This window comes from Roseibium sp. (assembly GCF_965232425.1).
In the GTDB taxonomy this organism is placed as follows: domain Bacteria; phylum Pseudomonadota; class Alphaproteobacteria; order Rhizobiales; family Stappiaceae; genus Roseibium.
In genome coordinates this window covers 199545-214828 of the sequence record NZ_OZ246971.1, presented here as the reverse complement: position 1 = coordinate 214828, position 15284 = coordinate 199545, and the positions used below count along the sequence as shown (strand labels likewise).

Below are 15284 nucleotides of genomic sequence, written 5' to 3'. Positions count from 1 at the left end.
GCTTGGCGTCGTTCAATTTCAGGTTGCGACCCGGTTAGTAGTGGCCGCCTGACTGCTGATTTAGTATTCGAACCTGTTTTTAAAAGTCATTTTTCGATTTTGGAATTTACGGAGGGGGCTGTGCTCGGAACAGGTATGTCGAACGCAATAATAATCGGGCTTTTGGTTGCCATCTTTATTGTGGTTGTTTTGCTCTGGAAGGCCAGAGACAAGGCTGCTGGGCAGGCGAACGCTGCGTCAGGAGCGTCGTCGGGCTTCCGTGAAATGCTTGCCGAAGACATTGTGAAACTGTCCATTGGCGGACTGGTTGTCGTGTCTCTCGTGGTGCTGTTTGTCGGCACGGTTGTAGTCAAGGACCCCGATAAGCAGGTCGAGAACAGTCAATATGTTTTCGCGGCTCTTCTGCCGCTGTTCGCGACCTGGGTCGGAACCGTTCTTGCCTACTACTTCAGCAAGCAGAACTTCGAGGCAGCCAGCAAGGCGACGGAAAGCCTGGTCAAGCTGTCGGGCAAGAAACTCAGGTCCGTGTCGATCGAGGAGGCGATGATCCCGCTCAGCGCCATCGTCGGCAGCGTGGACGCCCCCAACGACAGCCTGCGGGACGTGCCGCTGCAGAAGATCGCGGAAGCGATGGAACAGAAGCTACCCGGTGGCAGGCCGATTTCCAGAGTCGTCATCCTGACGGCGAACAAGGCGTGTATCGGTATCATTCACAGGAGCATCTGGAGCGAGATGCGGGCCGTGGTGGCGTCATCCGGTGCAGCCGTGAACTTCAAGAACGAGGCGGCCAATGCCGACACGCTGGACAAGGTGCATGATCTTGAAAGCGAAACCCGCGCCCCTGAAAAATTCGGCAACTTCATCACGCATTCCATCGCCTTTGCACGCGCAGGCGCAACCCTTGCCGACGCAAAGATGCGCATGGAAAGCAGGGACGATTGCCAGGATGTCTTCGTGACGGCGAACGGAAGCCCGTCCGAGCCGGTGATCGGCTGGGTGACCAACCAGGAGATCAGCAAGGCGCTCGAAGCCTGATCACGGCAGTTGCCTGGCTCGGCACGAGACGGAGACTAACCTCTCCCTCGCGGACAAGTCGCCGGATTATCCGGTTGTCGCGAGGGTCAGGATGCGCGAGGCGGCGCCTTTTGCCCCGGGTTCATTGCCTATCACCTCTGCCGCCGTGCCGGCTGCGGCAGCATGGTCCGGGTGTTCGAGCGCCTTCAGGGCCCGGGCAAGGGTGTCCGGTGTCAGTTTCTTCTGGGCGACCGGCTCCGGTCCGGCCCCGATCCCGTGCACACGCTGGCCCCAGAACGGCTGGTCGCCGAAAACGGGGCAGACAAGCGACGGCCGGCCCCAGCGCAGTGCTTCGTGCGTGGTACCGGCACCGCCGTGGTGCACGACACCGCTGCATTGCGGGAACAGCCAGCTGTGCGGTGCCTTTTCGATCAGAAAGACGGTATCGGAAAGCCCGCCCGGCAATGCCTCCCGGGTAAGTCCGCCCCAGCCGGTGGCAAGGATGGCGCGCTGGCCGGTTTGCAGGAGCGCCGCAAGCACTGTTTTCGTCAGGTCTTCCGGGTTCTTGCTCGGCATGGAGCCGAAGCCGAGATAGACCGGCGGAGCGCCTGCGGTGAGAAACCGCCTCAGATCATCGGGGGGAGCGTAGTCAGCCGGAGCCGGGGTGAACCAGTAGCCGCACTGCCAGAATTCGGTGGACCAGTCGACCGGTGTCGGCACCAGCGCGCACGAGAAGGCCTGGAGTGAAAGTGCCTTGCCGCCGGCGGGCAGAAACCCGTCGATTGTCGAACCCGGCATGGAGAGCTCTGCCACCGCGTCCTGTTTGAGGGGCCTGAAAAGCGATCCGAGACCGGCCTTCATCAAAAGGCGCCCGAAATCGTAACTGCGGCGATTGAGGAAGGCGCCCATGTCAGGCGGTCCGAACAGCGCCAGCGGAAAGTCGCCTGTTGCGGCCAGAACCGGTTGCAGGCTGGTCGGCAGGGCCGGAACGCCCAGCCTGCGGCCCACAAGCGTCATCACAGTTGCCTTCAGGTTGAAGAGGATCAGGTCCGGTTTTTCCTCCAGGCCGATCTGCCAGAGCTTTTTCACGATCTCCCGCTGGAGCAAGATGTTCTGACGCGCGGCCTTGATCATCCCCTTGAGCGAATGCAGGGCAGCCTTGATGTCCTCCTGTTGCAACAGGGTCTGGTAGTTCACCGGCACCGGCCGGGCCCGTGCGCCGGCGCGCTCGATCATGTCCTTAAAACCTTCCCCCGTGCTCAGCACCACGTCTGCCCCTTGCAGGGCCAGTTCCTGTGCCAGTGCGACATAAGGCTGGACATCGCCACGCGTTCCGAGCGTCGCGATCAGTATCTTGGGTCTTGCATTTGGCATGGGGCTTCCGGAGGGTGCAAACCGGTTGAGAACAGGTCGAACCATCAAGATGGCGGTGGGTTCGGGCAATTGCAACCTGGGCTTTATTCGCTCATACCAACCTCAAAAAGTAAGAACTTATTCGACCGTGACATGAGAGTGTTCCGCGAGGAGCGTGTCGCAGGGCGATGTGGAGCATCAGCCAAGATGCGCGACACGGTGGAACGCTCTCATGTCGCGGCCTCCGGTGGTTTTTTCAGGCCCGCCGGACTGCGTCGCGCCGCGTGACCGGCCAACCAGGCCGCCCCGCGCACCGCTCCTTGCTGGCGAACCTGAAAAAGACCATCGAATAGCTTCTTACTTGTCGAGGTTGGTGTAAGGTCGTCCCAAGTCATGAATATGACACGGGAAACGGGACCGGAATGCACACAGTCTTTTCCTTGAAAACCGGGGGGCCGGGTCTTTACGAGTTCACGCGCACCGTGTCCGCCTGGCTCCGGGAAAAAGGAGCGGGTGAGGGGCTGCTGACGCTCTTTGTCCGGCACACGTCCTGTTCCCTGCTGATCCAGGAAAATGCCGATCCGGATGTGCAGGTTGATCTCAAGGCGTTCTTTGAGCGTCTCGTACCGCATTCAAATCACCCCAGCATGCAGTACCTGATCCACACCTACGAGGGGCCGGACGACATGCCCGCCCATATCAAGGCGTCGCTGCTGCCCGTTTCCCTGTCCATTCCGGTCGTGGATGGCGAAATGGTGCTGGGAACCTGGCAGGGGATCTATCTCTTCGAGCACCGCGACCGGCCGCATCACCGTCAGGTCGCGGCGCAGTTTCTGGCGGCATCGGCGTAGTTCAACTCAGCTCCGCAGCGACGGCAGGCCGATCCCCGTGCTTTCGAAACCACCATCGGAGGCGATGATCTGGCCGGTGACGTAACTCGCACGTTCCGAACACAGGAATTCGATGACCTCGGCGATTTCGCTCTCGCTGCCGTAGCGGTTGAGCGGAATGGCGTCATGATAGGCGTCGATGATGTCCTGGCTGTGGACGGCCATGGCCAGCTTCGTGCGCACCGGACCCGGGCAGACGCAGTTCACGCGCACACCGAATTCGCCGAGTTCCGCCGCCTGTTGCTTGGTCAGATGAATGACGGCGGCCTTGGAGGTGCCATAGGCGACGCGCAGCGTGGAGGCGCGCAGACCGGAGATCGAGGCAATGTTCACGATCGACCCCCGCGTTTCTTTCAGTGCGGGGACGGCCGCCTGTGAAACCAGAAACACCCCGTCCAGATTGGTCTCCATCACCGTGCGCCAGGTCTCGAAATCGGTGCCTTCGATCGGACCGAACTGGGCAACGCCGGCATTGTTGACCACGGCGTCGAGCCGCCCGAACCTCTCAAGAATGGCCGGTATGGTCTCATCGACGTCACTCTGGATCGACACGTCGCAGCAAAACGGCACGGCGTGCTGCAGGTCAGCGGAAACCTTTGCAAGTTCCTCAGTGTCCCGGTCCAGCATGGCAACCTGCCAGCCGCGCTCGATCATCAGTTTCGAGGTCGCCAGTCCGATGCCGCGCGCGGCACCGGTGACAAGTGCTGTTTTTTGGCTCATGTCGCCGTTTTCTCCTGAAACACGTCTCAGCGCATGGATATGCAGACCTTGATGACCCCGGCATTGTCCCACAGGGCCTTGTCGAGGTCGTTGATGCGGAACGCGTAATTTCCTGCCGGATTGCGTGTGTTGACGGCCAGGGCACTGAATTCGGCAAAGGGCACGATGCGCCCAGCCTGGTCTCTCACGAGCATTTCCCCGAAGGCGTAGGACTGGTCGAACTTGTAGCCGTAAAACGGGCCGAGGCTCTTGGCATCCTTGCCGGAATAGCCGCGTGGCCCGACAGGCTTGTAGACCCCGTTGATCACACTCCAGCCGCCCGAAAAGCTGACCCGCGTGATCTGGCCATTGGGAATGGTGACACCCTGCCAGCCCTTTTTCGAATTGACGTCCACGCAGTAGTCGGCGGCCAGGGCAAGCCCGGGCACGAACAGAAGGAAACAGGAGAAGATGAGGAGGAATCTGGCCATGAATCGCCCCGGGGATTGAAGATATCCCAGAGCAAACAGGACTCATTCCGCTTCGTCAAGGTCTCGAATAAGCTTTTGTATTATTTGAAGAAAGCGAAGGGAAAGCGGTCTTTCCTCACACTTATCTCACACTTTATTTCCTTGTAAGTTTGGCCCGGAAATCCCACATTTTACTCGAACGATGAGGGTCGTTCCTCCCCAGACTGGCGCCGGGCTTTCGATAAAGTCCTGGCGCCATTTTTTTGAGTGCTAAGGGTTGTTTTGTAGTTACGAAAGGGTCGAACTGCAGAGAACAAGGATGATCGGTTTGTCAGCGGGCCATTCGTTCGAGCCCCTGATGCCTATCTGGGCGCTTTTTTTTGGGGAACGCATCTTCCTTTGTTGAAATCGAAGTGCTTGCCCATCCAGCCGCAGAGCCTGTTTTGAGCGTATCTCCGGGTGGCACCGTCGGCGAGCGTATCCACGAGGGTGTGGCTCCTGTCTGCCCACATCTTGTCTGCGCGCAAAACGCCGCGTTCGAACCCGCGGTCGAAGCCGTCTTTTGTCCCTTCTCGATATCCCAGAAACGACCCCAAAAGGACGCCGGCGGCCAGGATGAAAATGAGAACACTCATGAACGCCTCTCTACCGGTCACCCGTTCATCCCTCGTCAGTCCCTCGCGTCGACGCGGACGTCGACGATAATGTCGGTATCCGGAAGGACGTCGCATTCGTACGTCATTCGTAACCATTCGCCGGAGCTATTCTGAAACCTGAGCTTGTCGCCGATCATGGTGACTGCAGAACCTTGCGGATTTTCCAGGCGGAAGCCGTTGAACTTCGGCTCGAGGAGCCCGTCGATCCATTCAAAGTCCCGCATTGCAAACCGCTCGATGATGGCGGGGCAGTAAAGGGTGGCGGTACGCCACGACTTGTCGAGCCAGCAATCCATTGCAGTGCCGCAATCGTCCGGCGATCCGTTTTTGCCTTCCCTCGCATACTCGGCAAGCTTGACCAGGTCAGAACTGTAGGCAAGCGTCGCGCAGGTGATCGACGTGAATAGGAAACCAATTGACCCGCCAAGCAGGCGCGACCGGCGGCCCGGCGTGAAAGGCAGCAACAGGAGAAAGACAACGGACGCCATGAGCGCGGCCAGCGCGGCGATGCCAAGAAACAAAGTCATGCAGACAATCTAGGCGAGGATGCCCGCGGCGGATTAGACCATAAGCGCAAACCGCGTTCTGGCTTGGCGTATGTGGGTGCAGAGTTTTCAGGTGAAACGCGGCGCGGCGGACGTCCAGGTCTTATCGGCTGCCACATGCTCGGCCACGCGGCCTCTAGGGTACGGGCTCATTTATGGGTCCGTACCCTAGCATGATGATGTGGTTCGAGGTGGTTTGAACGGCCGGTTCTGGCGACCCGATGGCGCGAATTCTGCTTTTGTGAACCGATGGTAGTTTCACAAGCCTCAAACTTCCACCCGCCGTCATTGCCAGACTTGATCTGGCAATCCATGCCCTGACTTCGCAGCCCATTGCAGGCCTGTAGAATGGATCCGAAACGGCATGGTTGCCATGGTCAAGCCATCGCACGACCGCCGCATGCGGAAATCTGTCAGCGACCTTGAACAAGCGGCAAATCCCGTCCGATGCCGAATCGGGATGCCTGGTTTTATCTCGAATTTGTCATCCCGGTCTGCCGCGCAAGCGGCAAGCCCGGGACCCAGTTTTCCGGGCGGTCGAAGATGAATGCAAAACGGAGAAACAAGGGGTTGCTGGGTTCCGGCCTTCCGCTGCGCTACAGCCGGAATGACAATTTCGTAGACTGGAGATCGCCTTACGAGATCCCTTTCCGGTCCCCCGGGCCGCATCCAGGCAAAGTCTTTGCCGAATGTCGAGAACCTAGTCTGTCGGTGCTGGGGCCGTTTCTTCCGGCGGCGCGGTTTTCTGAACAGGTGGGGACTTGCCGTTTATCTGGCGGTCAAGAGCCTGACGCACGGCGTCGGACCATTCCTTGGGCTCATGGCTGTGGATCTCTTCAAGCGAAAGCGCGCCTATACCGTCAAGCCACCGGGCGATTTGTTCAAGCCATTCAAACCGGGCATCTTCGGCGTCCATTTCGAGCCTGACAAGCTTGGCATATTCCTGATTCACCAGGTCATGAAGCTCATCGTCTTCCGCGCGCTCATGGTTCCAGAACACCGCAAACGCCGTGCGGGTTTCCCCGGCTTCTTCAACGACCGCGTCAAGTTCCTCAAGGCGTGGCATGCCCATATAGGCGGGGTTCATCTTCCAGCGTTTCTTCGCGATCTTGGCCCACAGCCGGTGCCTGGTATCCCGATAGGGTTCGGCAAGCTCCTGAAACTCGGCGGGGTTGTAGTACCGGGTGAAGGGGTCGGCTCTGTCCGTGGGCGTTGGACTGTCGTACACGGGATCCAGTCGTGTGAGCACCTTCCGCCTGAACCAGCCTCCGCAGGCTGCCAGAACAGCCGCGAACGTCACTTCCATATCAGACCTTTCCGGTCCCCCGCCTGCATACAAGCAAAAGTGCAACCGAAAGTCGAGAGAAGCTGCGCACGAAACGGCGGGTGGTTCTGTCGCGTGGTCTGGAAACAGGTTGCGCTGCATCCGGAAGACGACATGCCTCGGCGCTGCGCTTACCAGAAACCGATCGGCCGGATTAGGCAATATGCGAATCTTCAGGAGGGCGGAGGCATGAGTGGATATGCGCGCAGTCCCGGGCTACAGGCGAACGTTTTGCGCAATCTGCATAACGGGACTTACGTAACGATACTAAATTTAAAGTTGGAAAATCAAAAAAACACGTAAAAGTTTTACGTGGCTGCGAAGGTGTTAATCATGTCGACCGCATTGAAAGCTGCACCGATCACCATCTTGACATGCGTTCTCATCGCCCTGTCGGTCTCCGGTGCCGAGGCCGACTTTAACGATACAAGCGCCAGTTTTTATGACAAGAATTTCTATACCAAGGTGCCATGGACTGTAACGCAAAAGAAGACCTTCCAGGAACTGCTGCGGCACAATCTCCAGACGCCAGATACCGAACTTCATCGCGACAAGACGGCCCTCCTGATTATCGACACCCAAAACGATTGGGGAACGGCGAAAGGTTCGGCTCCGGAAACGGATATCGAAACCGTTGTTCCGAACATCGCGAAGCAAACCAGCCTATGGCGGGAAACCGGTTCCCTGATCGTCCACATTGTGCGGATGTATTACGCAGATGGAAGCGACGCTGACATGGCGCGTCGATGGCAGATGGAAAAGGGCCAGTTCACAATGGCCGTGCCCGGAACGTGGGGGTCTGAGTTGGTCGCCTCGACAACGCCCGGTGACGTGACACTGGATTACAAGACGCTGCTCAACCTCGGTGTACAGCAGATCGGGCCGAATGAATACGTCATCTACAAGCCGCACTATAACGGCTTTGACCGCAGCAGCCTGAATGCTTTCTTAAAAGCGAAGGATATCGACAGCGTCGTTTTCATTGGCATGACTTTCCCAAATTGCGTGCGGGCGACGCAATACGGCGCGACCGATCACCACTATCGCGTCGGCGCCGTTCCGGAGGCGATCACGCAGGTCTATCCGGGCGGACTTGTTGCCATGCAGCGGCAGGGCGTTCAGCTTATGTCGATGGACGACTTCGCCAAATTTGCTGGGTCGATATCCGACACAGCCGGTCCAGAGTAAGGCTGCGACGGTTGAGCTCGGGTGGTGCGACCGCCAAGATGGTGGTGCCATATCGCCCGGGGCTTCTGTTTCCGCGGCCGCCCGTCCCGGTCAGGCGTCAATGCTGATATCATGCGCTTTCGGGAGTGCGGTCACGCCGTTGGCGACGGGTGCGTCGGCGATCTGGTGGACGAGCATCCGGAAGTCCTGAATTGCAGTCTGTCGGATCGTCTCCAGCTTGCCGGGGTCGGGGTCGTCGATCGCAATCGGCAAGGCGATGCTGAAATCGTCGACCTCGATCACGAAGAAGAACGCAAAGCGGGCCGCACGCTCCTCAGCCTTGTTTTCCGCCTCGAAGGAGGTGTGAACGGTGACCCGTATCCTGTCATACTGCATGGCGGGCACCGGGCGCCACTGCACGCAATGACGGTATCTGCGGGGTGTGTGCGCAGGGGAAGGGGCTGCGCAGGGTAACATCTGAAGGCGGAACGCGTCTGGCTTTCGAGGAGAGCGAAGCCGGTGGGCGCATCGACCGGAGCAACGATCCGGAGCGGTTCAGGGCCACATCGGAGAATGCTTTGGCAAGGCGGTCGGCCTGCGTTAATCCGCGATGGAACGCCGCAGCGTCAACCTGGAGACCGGTATCTCCGGTTGTGCCAGGATCTCTCAAATATATGGCCCTAAAAGGGTTTCTCCGATTCATTCGCGCAGCCTACAAGACCAACTACCGCTGCGTTATGTAAATAGCGAAACAATTTCAGCGCTGCTTGGAAAGCGGGCTCCGTCCACGTCGTCGTGGTGGCTGACCGTTGAACGGAAGTGATCGGGAAGGACTGCCGCGGCCTTGCGCGCAGCGTCATGTTGCCCTGGAAGGGCGGCCCGCGCCGTCGGACGGGGACGACGCGGGCACTCACACCGGCCTGAAAAGGAGGGGCTCAGGTCGCGGTGTTTGCCGCAGCCGTCAACATCGCGGCTATCTGGTCCTTCAGATGAAGGCGTTTTTTCTTCAGGTCTTCCAGTACCTCGTCTGCAGCGGGTTCCACATTCGTTTCAATGCGATGCACTTCGCGATTGACGGTGTGATACTCCTCGGCCAGGCGCGAAAAGTGGGCGTCATTGGTTTTCAACGTGTGGATCGCGTCCGCGGCTTCGGGAAATTCTTCGTGCAGTTCGTGGGGAACGTGGCTCATTCATGCCTCCTTTTTAGAAGCACAAGGTGCCGTCAAGACGCACGAGCGACCTTGAGGCAGATCAATCAGCCGGCAAATCCCTTGGTGAAAGGGCAACGGATCGTGGAAAGCGTCCGCGCTTGCCGCGCAAAACGCGCAGATCCGAAGACCTTGCGCAACCGGTGCGGAGAGATCGGCTGAGGGGCACGCTGTCAGACAGCCGACACGACCCCGCCCAGACGCTCCGCGACCCACCACGAAGACAGGATCGCAATGGCGGCAAGTGTGCCGAGCCTTGCAGGCCGCAAGGCCGGTGTGGCCAGTTTTTCGAGGCAAAACACGACGGATAGGGTGACCGCCAGAATCAGCAGCTGGCCGACCTCGATGCCGACATTGAAGGCAAGCAGCGCCGGCACAAGATCCGGCGTGTCCCGTCCGAGGATGTCGCCGAGCACGAAGGAAAACCCGAGACCGTGGAGCAATCCGATCCCGGCAAAGATCAGCACGGATCCGGATTTCCGGACCATCGCCGCGACCGCCGCATAGAGGACGGAGGCCGCGATCGCCGCCTCCACGGCCGGAATGAACCACGGCCAGGCGGGCGTTGCGCCTAGAAAGGTCGCGATCAGCGTGACGGAGTGACCGATCGTGAAGGCGGTTACAAGGTAAATGAGCTTGCGCGTCGCACCGACACCGAGCGCGAGCGCAATGACCAGAAGAACATGATCCAGCCCCTCGAGAATATGCAGCATACCCTGGTAGATGAAATGCAGGAAGGTGGACAGGCGCGATCCGTCCAGAACCACCGGTGTTTCCAGTTGTCCCGGCGCGGTCGATGACAGCGGCGGCTGCGTTCTTGCATCGACGAGATGGTTTTCGATCGCGACGCCGGGTCCCGGCAGCAGAGGGGCGTATCCCGATCTGATCTCGATGTCGCCGGCAGGATCCGGGCTTTCGATCCGCACGGCATAGTCGACGACCGCCGCGCCGAAGACGGGATCGAGGGAGGTGCTGTCGCCCCTGACCGCTGCCTGCGCCGCGTCCAGGCTGTCCAGTACCTGTTGCGGCCTGCGGGCATGAACCGTGAAACCGGTGAGGGAGGCGGTCAGGTCGAGCCCGGCCTGCGAAAAAACGAGAGCGTCCAGGAGCCTGTCCTCAAAACCCGGCCGGTCCCGGGCAACGGCTTCCATGTCGATCCGGTAGCGCACACCGGTGCCTGTGCTTTCCAGGCGCAGAAAGGGCGACGACAACGACACCTGGTCCACTTGCGCCCTGCCGACAAGGTCGGAAAACACCAGCGGCGCGGGCACCCGCACGATGGCGACGAGATCGCCGCCGTCTTCCGCGACAAGGATCGTGCGAACCTTCGTTCCCTCGGAAAAATGAGCGGAAGAAGGCGCACAGGTCAGCAGCACCGCAACCGCGCAGAAAACGAAAATTTCGAGGGTACGACTGATGCGCTGGCAAATCGGTTTCATGGTCCTTGTCCAAACGGTCCCGGGCACGGCATGCACCCGGGACAAGCTTCGCAGGCGGTCTCCGGCAGTTTTGCCGGACTACTGCCAGAAATTTTCCTGCCACGTCATCTGCGGCAACTCCTCGACGATTTCAAACGTCCTGGACTGTTTGAACATGCGCCCGTAGCGGTCTGTTGTCGTCACTTCGAGTACATGAACGCCGACAGGCAGATCCTTCGGCAGTTCCGCGCGCCACAAATGGCTGGATTTGTTGGAAAGCATCCAGTCCTGGAACGGACCCGCAACCCCGGTCCAGTGGGTACCCTTCCAGGTGTAGAAGCCTGCGGTCTCCTCTCCGCCATCGGTGCTCTTAACCGCGATCCGGCCGTTGGTCGACTGTTTCGCAAGGGCGAGAGGATCGGCATAGGCCGGACCAACCAGTGCTTCTTCGCCTTCCCCCTTTTGTGTGCGTACCGCCTCGGTCACCGCACCCCCGTTGATCTTGAACGAAACCTTGGAGTCCCTTGATCCGTTCCAGACGTTGATGGCAACATAGGTCGTGCCGGCCAGATCGTCCCTGGTCAGCATGTCCATGTCACCGAGGTCGTTGACCGTGACCGGCGGCGTGATGTCGCTCGGCACATCGTAGAGTTTGGTGTAGCCGATCAGCCTTTCCGCCCATGTGCGGAACCGCGGCGTGTTGAAGGAGACGTGCATCTGGTCGTTGCTCGTGCCTTCGAAGGTCAGGTAGGTGTCGACATAGTCTGGGCCTGAGAAATCCAGAACGTAGTAGCCGCGCGGTGAGCCCAGGCGCTGCGTTCCATGGGGCACGCCCGAATTGTTCAGATCACCCGCCCACCAGCTGCCGGACACCGCACCGGTCACGATCTGGTGGAATTTCGCCGGTCCGGTATTGGTCGCTTCCTTCCAGCCTTTGAAATATTCGCCCGGCAGGATCTGTTCCGTTGTGTGCGTGTGGCCGGAAAGGCCGAGCGCCGGGCGGTCGCCGATGAGGTCGTAGAGCTTGTCCAGGTTGTCGACCTGGTGCTTCTGAGCGCGCGCATCCGTGTAGGTCACGAACGGGATATGCGCGTTCAAGACAATCAGCTTGTCTTGCGGAACATTGGCGAGGTCGTTCTTCAGCCACTCCAGCTGGCGCTCGGATATGACGCCGTTATAGGACGGCCTGGCGGACAGGTCGCAGAACGCGTGGTCATCGACACCGTTGCACGGATAGCGCACGTCATCGAGAACGACGAAATGCACCCGGCCTATGTCGAACGAATAATATTCCGGCCCGAATTCACGGCGGAAGGTGTCAAAGCTGTCAGCATCGCTTTTTGCATCGAAATCGAGGTCATGGTTGCCGGCAACGTAGTATTGCGGCACGCCGCCGGTCGCGATGATCTTCTTGAACCTGGGATAGAGCGACAGGTCGTCCCCCATGACATCGCCTTCGAAGAGCAGACATTCCGTTTTGGAGTTGTCGCGGTTCATCAGCATGTTGCCGACCGTCTTGCGGACATAGGAGATCTCGGCATTGCTGTATGGCTGGGGGTCGCCGAAGACGAGACACTGGAAGTCATCGCCGACCATGTCCTCGATCAGTGGGAAATTCACGGCCTGCGGCAGCGGACCGGTCGGCGCGATGCCGCCGAAGCGCAGGTCCGGCGAGCCGGCGACCTTATGCACGTAGTTGAACTGGGGAACCATGTCCTCGCTGACCGGCGTCGCATACCCGGCGGGCTTGGTGATGAAGAGGTTCATGTCGTCGTAGGAAGGCAGCTCGTAGGAGCCGTCGGATCCGGTCACGGTGACTTCCTTGCCGTTCGAGACCAGAACACCCGCGAGACCCGTTTCACCTTCGTCCAGTCTGGAATTGCGGTTCGTGTCGACGAATACCTTTCCGCGCGCTGTTTCCGCTTCCTGATCGCCACGAACCACGTCCACGCCGCCGACGTAACTTGCATCCTTGGCATTCGCACCGGATGCGAATGCACTCGTGCCTGCCAGAAGCAGGGCCAGGGTCAGTTTTTTCATGAGAGCCTCCGAAGGGTATGGCTGCTGAGCCAGCCAAGCCGACTGTCAATGGCTTTGGTGACGATAGATTGTCTATCACGTTAAGGTTTTGCATCAAACAGGATGCACGCAATGTCACACATTCTCGAAAGTGTCACACGCCGGTGGTCAATCGCCTCGGCATCAGAAACGAAAACCGGAAACTATCCTGACAGAAGGCTGTCAGGAGGGGGCTGCTAGGGTCCTCTCATCGCAGCACAACAGGAGACTTTTCATGACTTTCGTTCCTGACAATTTCAATGTCTGGATGGAAATTCCGGTTTCGGACCTCGACAAGGCGATCCGCTTTTACAACGAGGTATTCCAGACCGAGCTTAACCTGATCACGGATATGGGGCCGAACCACATCGCCATGTTCCCGACCAAGACGGACATGGGCGTTGCGGGACATCTGTATCCCGGGCAACCTGCTGCAAAAGGGACGGGACCGACGATCCACATACTGTGTCCCGATGCGCTCGAAGCCACGATGGAACGCTTCGCGAAAGCAGGCGGCGAGGTAGTATCCGATCCGATCCCCATACCGGCCGGCCGATTTGCCTATGGCATTGACCCGGACGGGAATTCGATCGGAATGTTTGCCTTCAATGCAAGCTAGAATGTAACCGGGAGCCCTTTTGGAGAATGTGGAGTGACGTTTTGAAACCTGTTCTTCGAAGGGGCCCCGGCGCATGAGACGCGCCGACCGCCTGTTCCAGATTGTGCAGTATCTGCGCGGTGGACGGCTTGTCCGGGCCCGGCAGCTGTCCGAATGGCTGGAAGTATCGGAGCGCACGATCTATCGCGACGTTGCCGATCTTCAGGCATCCGGTGTTCCCATCGAGGGGGCGGCCGGGGTCGGCTACATCATGCGCGATGGCTATGACCTTCCTCCGCTCATGTTCACCCGTGACGAAATAGTTGCGCTTCTGGCCGGCGCCCGTCTGATCCGCGCCTGGGGCGGCGCCGCGATGGCGCGCGCTGCCGAAGAGGCAATGATCAAGATCGACGCCGTCATGCCGGACAAGATGCGCGTGCGCCAGAACGAGATCGAGATCCACGCCTTCGCGCCGGAAATGACGCCGGAGGTGCGCGCGCTCATCGACTTCCTGGAGATGTCGGCGGACGCACGCAAGAGCCTGTCGATCTCCTACATGGACGGCAAGGGCGATGCGTCGGCGCGCGTGATCAGGCCGCTGGGCCTCTGGTTCTGGGGCAAGGTCTGGACACTTGTGGCGTGGTGCGAACTGCGCCGGGACTTTCGCATGTTCCGCCTGGACCGCATGTCCGACGTGAAGGACACGGGCGATGTCTTCCGGCCGGAGCCCGGCAAGACGCTCAAGGATTTCTATCGCTCCATGGAAGCGCAGGGCCACGGGCGGCCCGATGCGTGAGCGGGCCCCGGTTCAGATGTCACCGGGAATGTTCAGGGGCGTGACCACCTGAATGTCGCTCTCCGACGCGCGCGGCGGCTCGCCGACACCGTGGAAGGCGAGCAGATGCCGGAAGGCCAGCCGCATGTCTGCTCGCAGGTCGTGATAGAGCACCAGCGACAGTTTTTCGGCGCGCAGCAGCTCGAGATTGTCTTCATCCAGATCGTGGGCAATGAAGACACCCGGTTCGATCCCCGCTGCGTCCAGCGCTCTGAGGATCGCCAGATTTCCGCCGCCCATCGAATAGACGCCGGAGATTGCCTTCACGCCGTGAAGCTTGTCGCGCACGCCAAGCGCGGTTGCCGGGCTGAGCCCGCCGCCGCCGCTGGCATCGATCAGTTCCAGCTCGGGACGCAGCCTTCTAAGCTCGGACCGGAAGGCTCTGAAGCGGTCTTCCTCGCCCTGAAAACTGTGCTGGCTGAGCGTTGTCAGGAGTGTCCTGTCGTCTTCCTTGAGCAGTTTCTGCATCAGGTAGGCGGCCGTTCGCCCGGCCTTTTCGTTGTTCAGCCCCACATAGGCGAGCCGGTCTATGTCCGGGATGTCGGTAAAAATGGTAACGACTGGAATGCCTTTGTCTTCGAGTTGCCTGACCGCCCGCCTGGTTTCCACAGTGTTTCGTGCCTTGAGGCACACTCCCTGAGAGCCGCGGCGCAGGATTCTCTCGACGATCGCGCCGGTTTCCTCTGCGCTCATTGTCTCGGCGAAGGTGAAGCGCGGGCGGAGCGCCGCGGGTCTGAATTCGGCAAGAACCGCCTCGGTCGCCTGCTGGATCTGACGGGTGAACCTCACGGGGGCTTCGGCGACGAGGTCGATGAAAAACCGCCGGCCCCTGGCCGCAAGCTGGCTTTCCTGCCGCGTCAGTTCCGCAATCGCGTCCTGGACACGCCTGCGCGTCTGCGGGCTGACATGGGCGCGGTTGTTCAGAACCCGGTCGACGGTGGCCGTGCTCAACCCGGACTGGACCGCAATTTCCTTGACGGGAAAACGATGGGTCATTGATGGATTCTTGATGGATTTTGCATCCCCCGGCAACCCGGTTTTTGCGTACT

At 59.8% G+C, this 15284-nt stretch carries 16 protein-coding genes; 5 read left to right on the top strand and 11 right to left on the bottom strand.

Going from position 1 to position 15284, the window contains the following annotated elements:
- The first annotated feature begins 282 nt into the window (after positions 1 to 282).
- The gene (locus ACO08A_RS01045) at positions 283 to 1035 is read left to right on the top strand and encodes a hypothetical protein (protein ID WP_422039427.1); all 753 of its coding nucleotides are present in this window, start codon (positions 283 to 285) and stop codon (positions 1033 to 1035) included.
- A 66-nt stretch (positions 1036 to 1101) separates the two neighbouring features.
- On the opposite strand, the gene ACO08A_RS01040 is transcribed toward ACO08A_RS01045, so the two are convergent.
- Positions 1102 to 2388, bottom strand: coding sequence for a glycosyltransferase (locus tag ACO08A_RS01040; protein ID WP_422039426.1), 1287 nt, complete (start codon positions 2386 to 2388; stop codon positions 1102 to 1104).
- 401 nt (positions 2389 to 2789) lie between these two features.
- On the opposite strand from ACO08A_RS01040, the gene ACO08A_RS01035 reads away from it, so the two are divergent.
- On the top strand, positions 2790 to 3218 hold the full coding sequence (locus ACO08A_RS01035) for a secondary thiamine-phosphate synthase enzyme YjbQ (RefSeq protein ID WP_422039425.1): 429 nt from the start codon (positions 2790 to 2792) through the stop codon (positions 3216 to 3218).
- Positions 3219 to 3224: 6 nt separating this feature from the next.
- Here the strand turns inward: ACO08A_RS01035 and ACO08A_RS01030 are convergent, their stop codons facing one another.
- From ACO08A_RS01030 to ACO08A_RS01010, 5 genes are all read right to left on the bottom strand, one after another.
- A complete protein-coding gene (locus tag ACO08A_RS01030) occupies positions 3225 to 3977 on the bottom strand; it encodes an SDR family NAD(P)-dependent oxidoreductase (protein ID WP_422039424.1) in 753 nt (250 codons plus the stop codon).
- A 26-nt stretch (positions 3978 to 4003) separates the two neighbouring features.
- On the bottom strand, positions 4004 to 4447 hold the full coding sequence (locus ACO08A_RS01025; protein WP_422039423.1) for a hypothetical protein: 444 nt from the start codon (positions 4445 to 4447) through the stop codon (positions 4004 to 4006).
- Between the two features lie 341 nt (positions 4448 to 4788).
- The gene (locus ACO08A_RS01020; RefSeq protein WP_422039422.1) at positions 4789 to 5061 is read right to left on the bottom strand and encodes a hypothetical protein; all 273 of its coding nucleotides are present in this window, start codon (positions 5059 to 5061) and stop codon (positions 4789 to 4791) included.
- A 35-nt stretch (positions 5062 to 5096) separates the two neighbouring features.
- A complete protein-coding gene (locus ACO08A_RS01015; RefSeq protein WP_422039421.1) occupies positions 5097 to 5609 on the bottom strand; it encodes a hypothetical protein in 513 nt (170 codons plus the stop codon).
- Positions 5610 to 6327: 718 nt separating this feature from the next.
- Complete coding sequence (locus ACO08A_RS01010) at positions 6328 to 6933, bottom strand: hypothetical protein (RefSeq protein WP_422039420.1); 606 nt, start codon at positions 6931 to 6933, stop codon at positions 6328 to 6330.
- A gap of 351 nt (positions 6934 to 7284) precedes the next feature.
- On the opposite strand from ACO08A_RS01010, the gene ACO08A_RS01005 reads away from it, so the two are divergent.
- The gene (locus ACO08A_RS01005; RefSeq protein ID WP_422039419.1) at positions 7285 to 8139 is read left to right on the top strand and encodes a cysteine hydrolase family protein; all 855 of its coding nucleotides are present in this window, start codon (positions 7285 to 7287) and stop codon (positions 8137 to 8139) included.
- Between the two features lie 90 nt (positions 8140 to 8229).
- Here the strand turns inward: ACO08A_RS01005 and ACO08A_RS01000 are convergent, their stop codons facing one another.
- The 4 genes from ACO08A_RS01000 to ACO08A_RS00985 all read right to left on the bottom strand — a co-directional run bounded on the left by ACO08A_RS01000 (position 8230) and on the right by ACO08A_RS00985 (position 12784).
- Positions 8230 to 8514: a hypothetical protein gene (locus tag ACO08A_RS01000; RefSeq protein ID WP_422039418.1), complete on the bottom strand. Its 285-nt coding sequence runs from the start codon at positions 8512 to 8514 to the stop codon at positions 8230 to 8232.
- 539 nt (positions 8515 to 9053) lie between these two features.
- Positions 9054 to 9308 carry a YdcH family protein gene (locus ACO08A_RS00995; RefSeq protein WP_421982224.1) on the bottom strand — a complete coding sequence of 85 codons (255 nt, stop codon included), beginning with the start codon at positions 9306 to 9308 and terminating at the stop codon, positions 9054 to 9056.
- Between the two features lie 191 nt (positions 9309 to 9499).
- Positions 9500 to 10765: a HupE/UreJ family protein gene (locus tag ACO08A_RS00990; protein ID WP_422039417.1), complete on the bottom strand. Its 1266-nt coding sequence runs from the start codon at positions 10763 to 10765 to the stop codon at positions 9500 to 9502.
- 78 nt (positions 10766 to 10843) lie between these two features.
- Positions 10844 to 12784 (bottom strand): calcineurin-like phosphoesterase C-terminal domain-containing protein, encoded by a 1941-nt coding sequence (locus ACO08A_RS00985; protein WP_422039416.1) that lies wholly within the window; start codon positions 12782 to 12784, stop codon positions 10844 to 10846.
- Positions 12785 to 13037: 253 nt separating this feature from the next.
- On the opposite strand from ACO08A_RS00985, the gene ACO08A_RS00980 reads away from it, so the two are divergent.
- Both ACO08A_RS00980 and ACO08A_RS00975 read left to right on the top strand, forming a co-directional pair.
- Positions 13038 to 13421 carry a VOC family protein gene (locus ACO08A_RS00980; protein WP_319386651.1) on the top strand — a complete coding sequence of 128 codons (384 nt, stop codon included), beginning with the start codon at positions 13038 to 13040 and terminating at the stop codon, positions 13419 to 13421.
- A gap of 73 nt (positions 13422 to 13494) precedes the next feature.
- Positions 13495 to 14196, top strand: coding sequence for a helix-turn-helix transcriptional regulator (locus ACO08A_RS00975; protein WP_421982228.1), 702 nt, complete (start codon positions 13495 to 13497; stop codon positions 14194 to 14196).
- Positions 14197 to 14208: 12 nt separating this feature from the next.
- Here the strand turns inward: ACO08A_RS00975 and ACO08A_RS00970 are convergent, their stop codons facing one another.
- A complete protein-coding gene (locus ACO08A_RS00970; RefSeq protein ID WP_422039415.1) occupies positions 14209 to 15231 on the bottom strand; it encodes a LacI family DNA-binding transcriptional regulator in 1023 nt (340 codons plus the stop codon).
- Positions 15232 to 15284 lie beyond the last annotated feature (53 nt).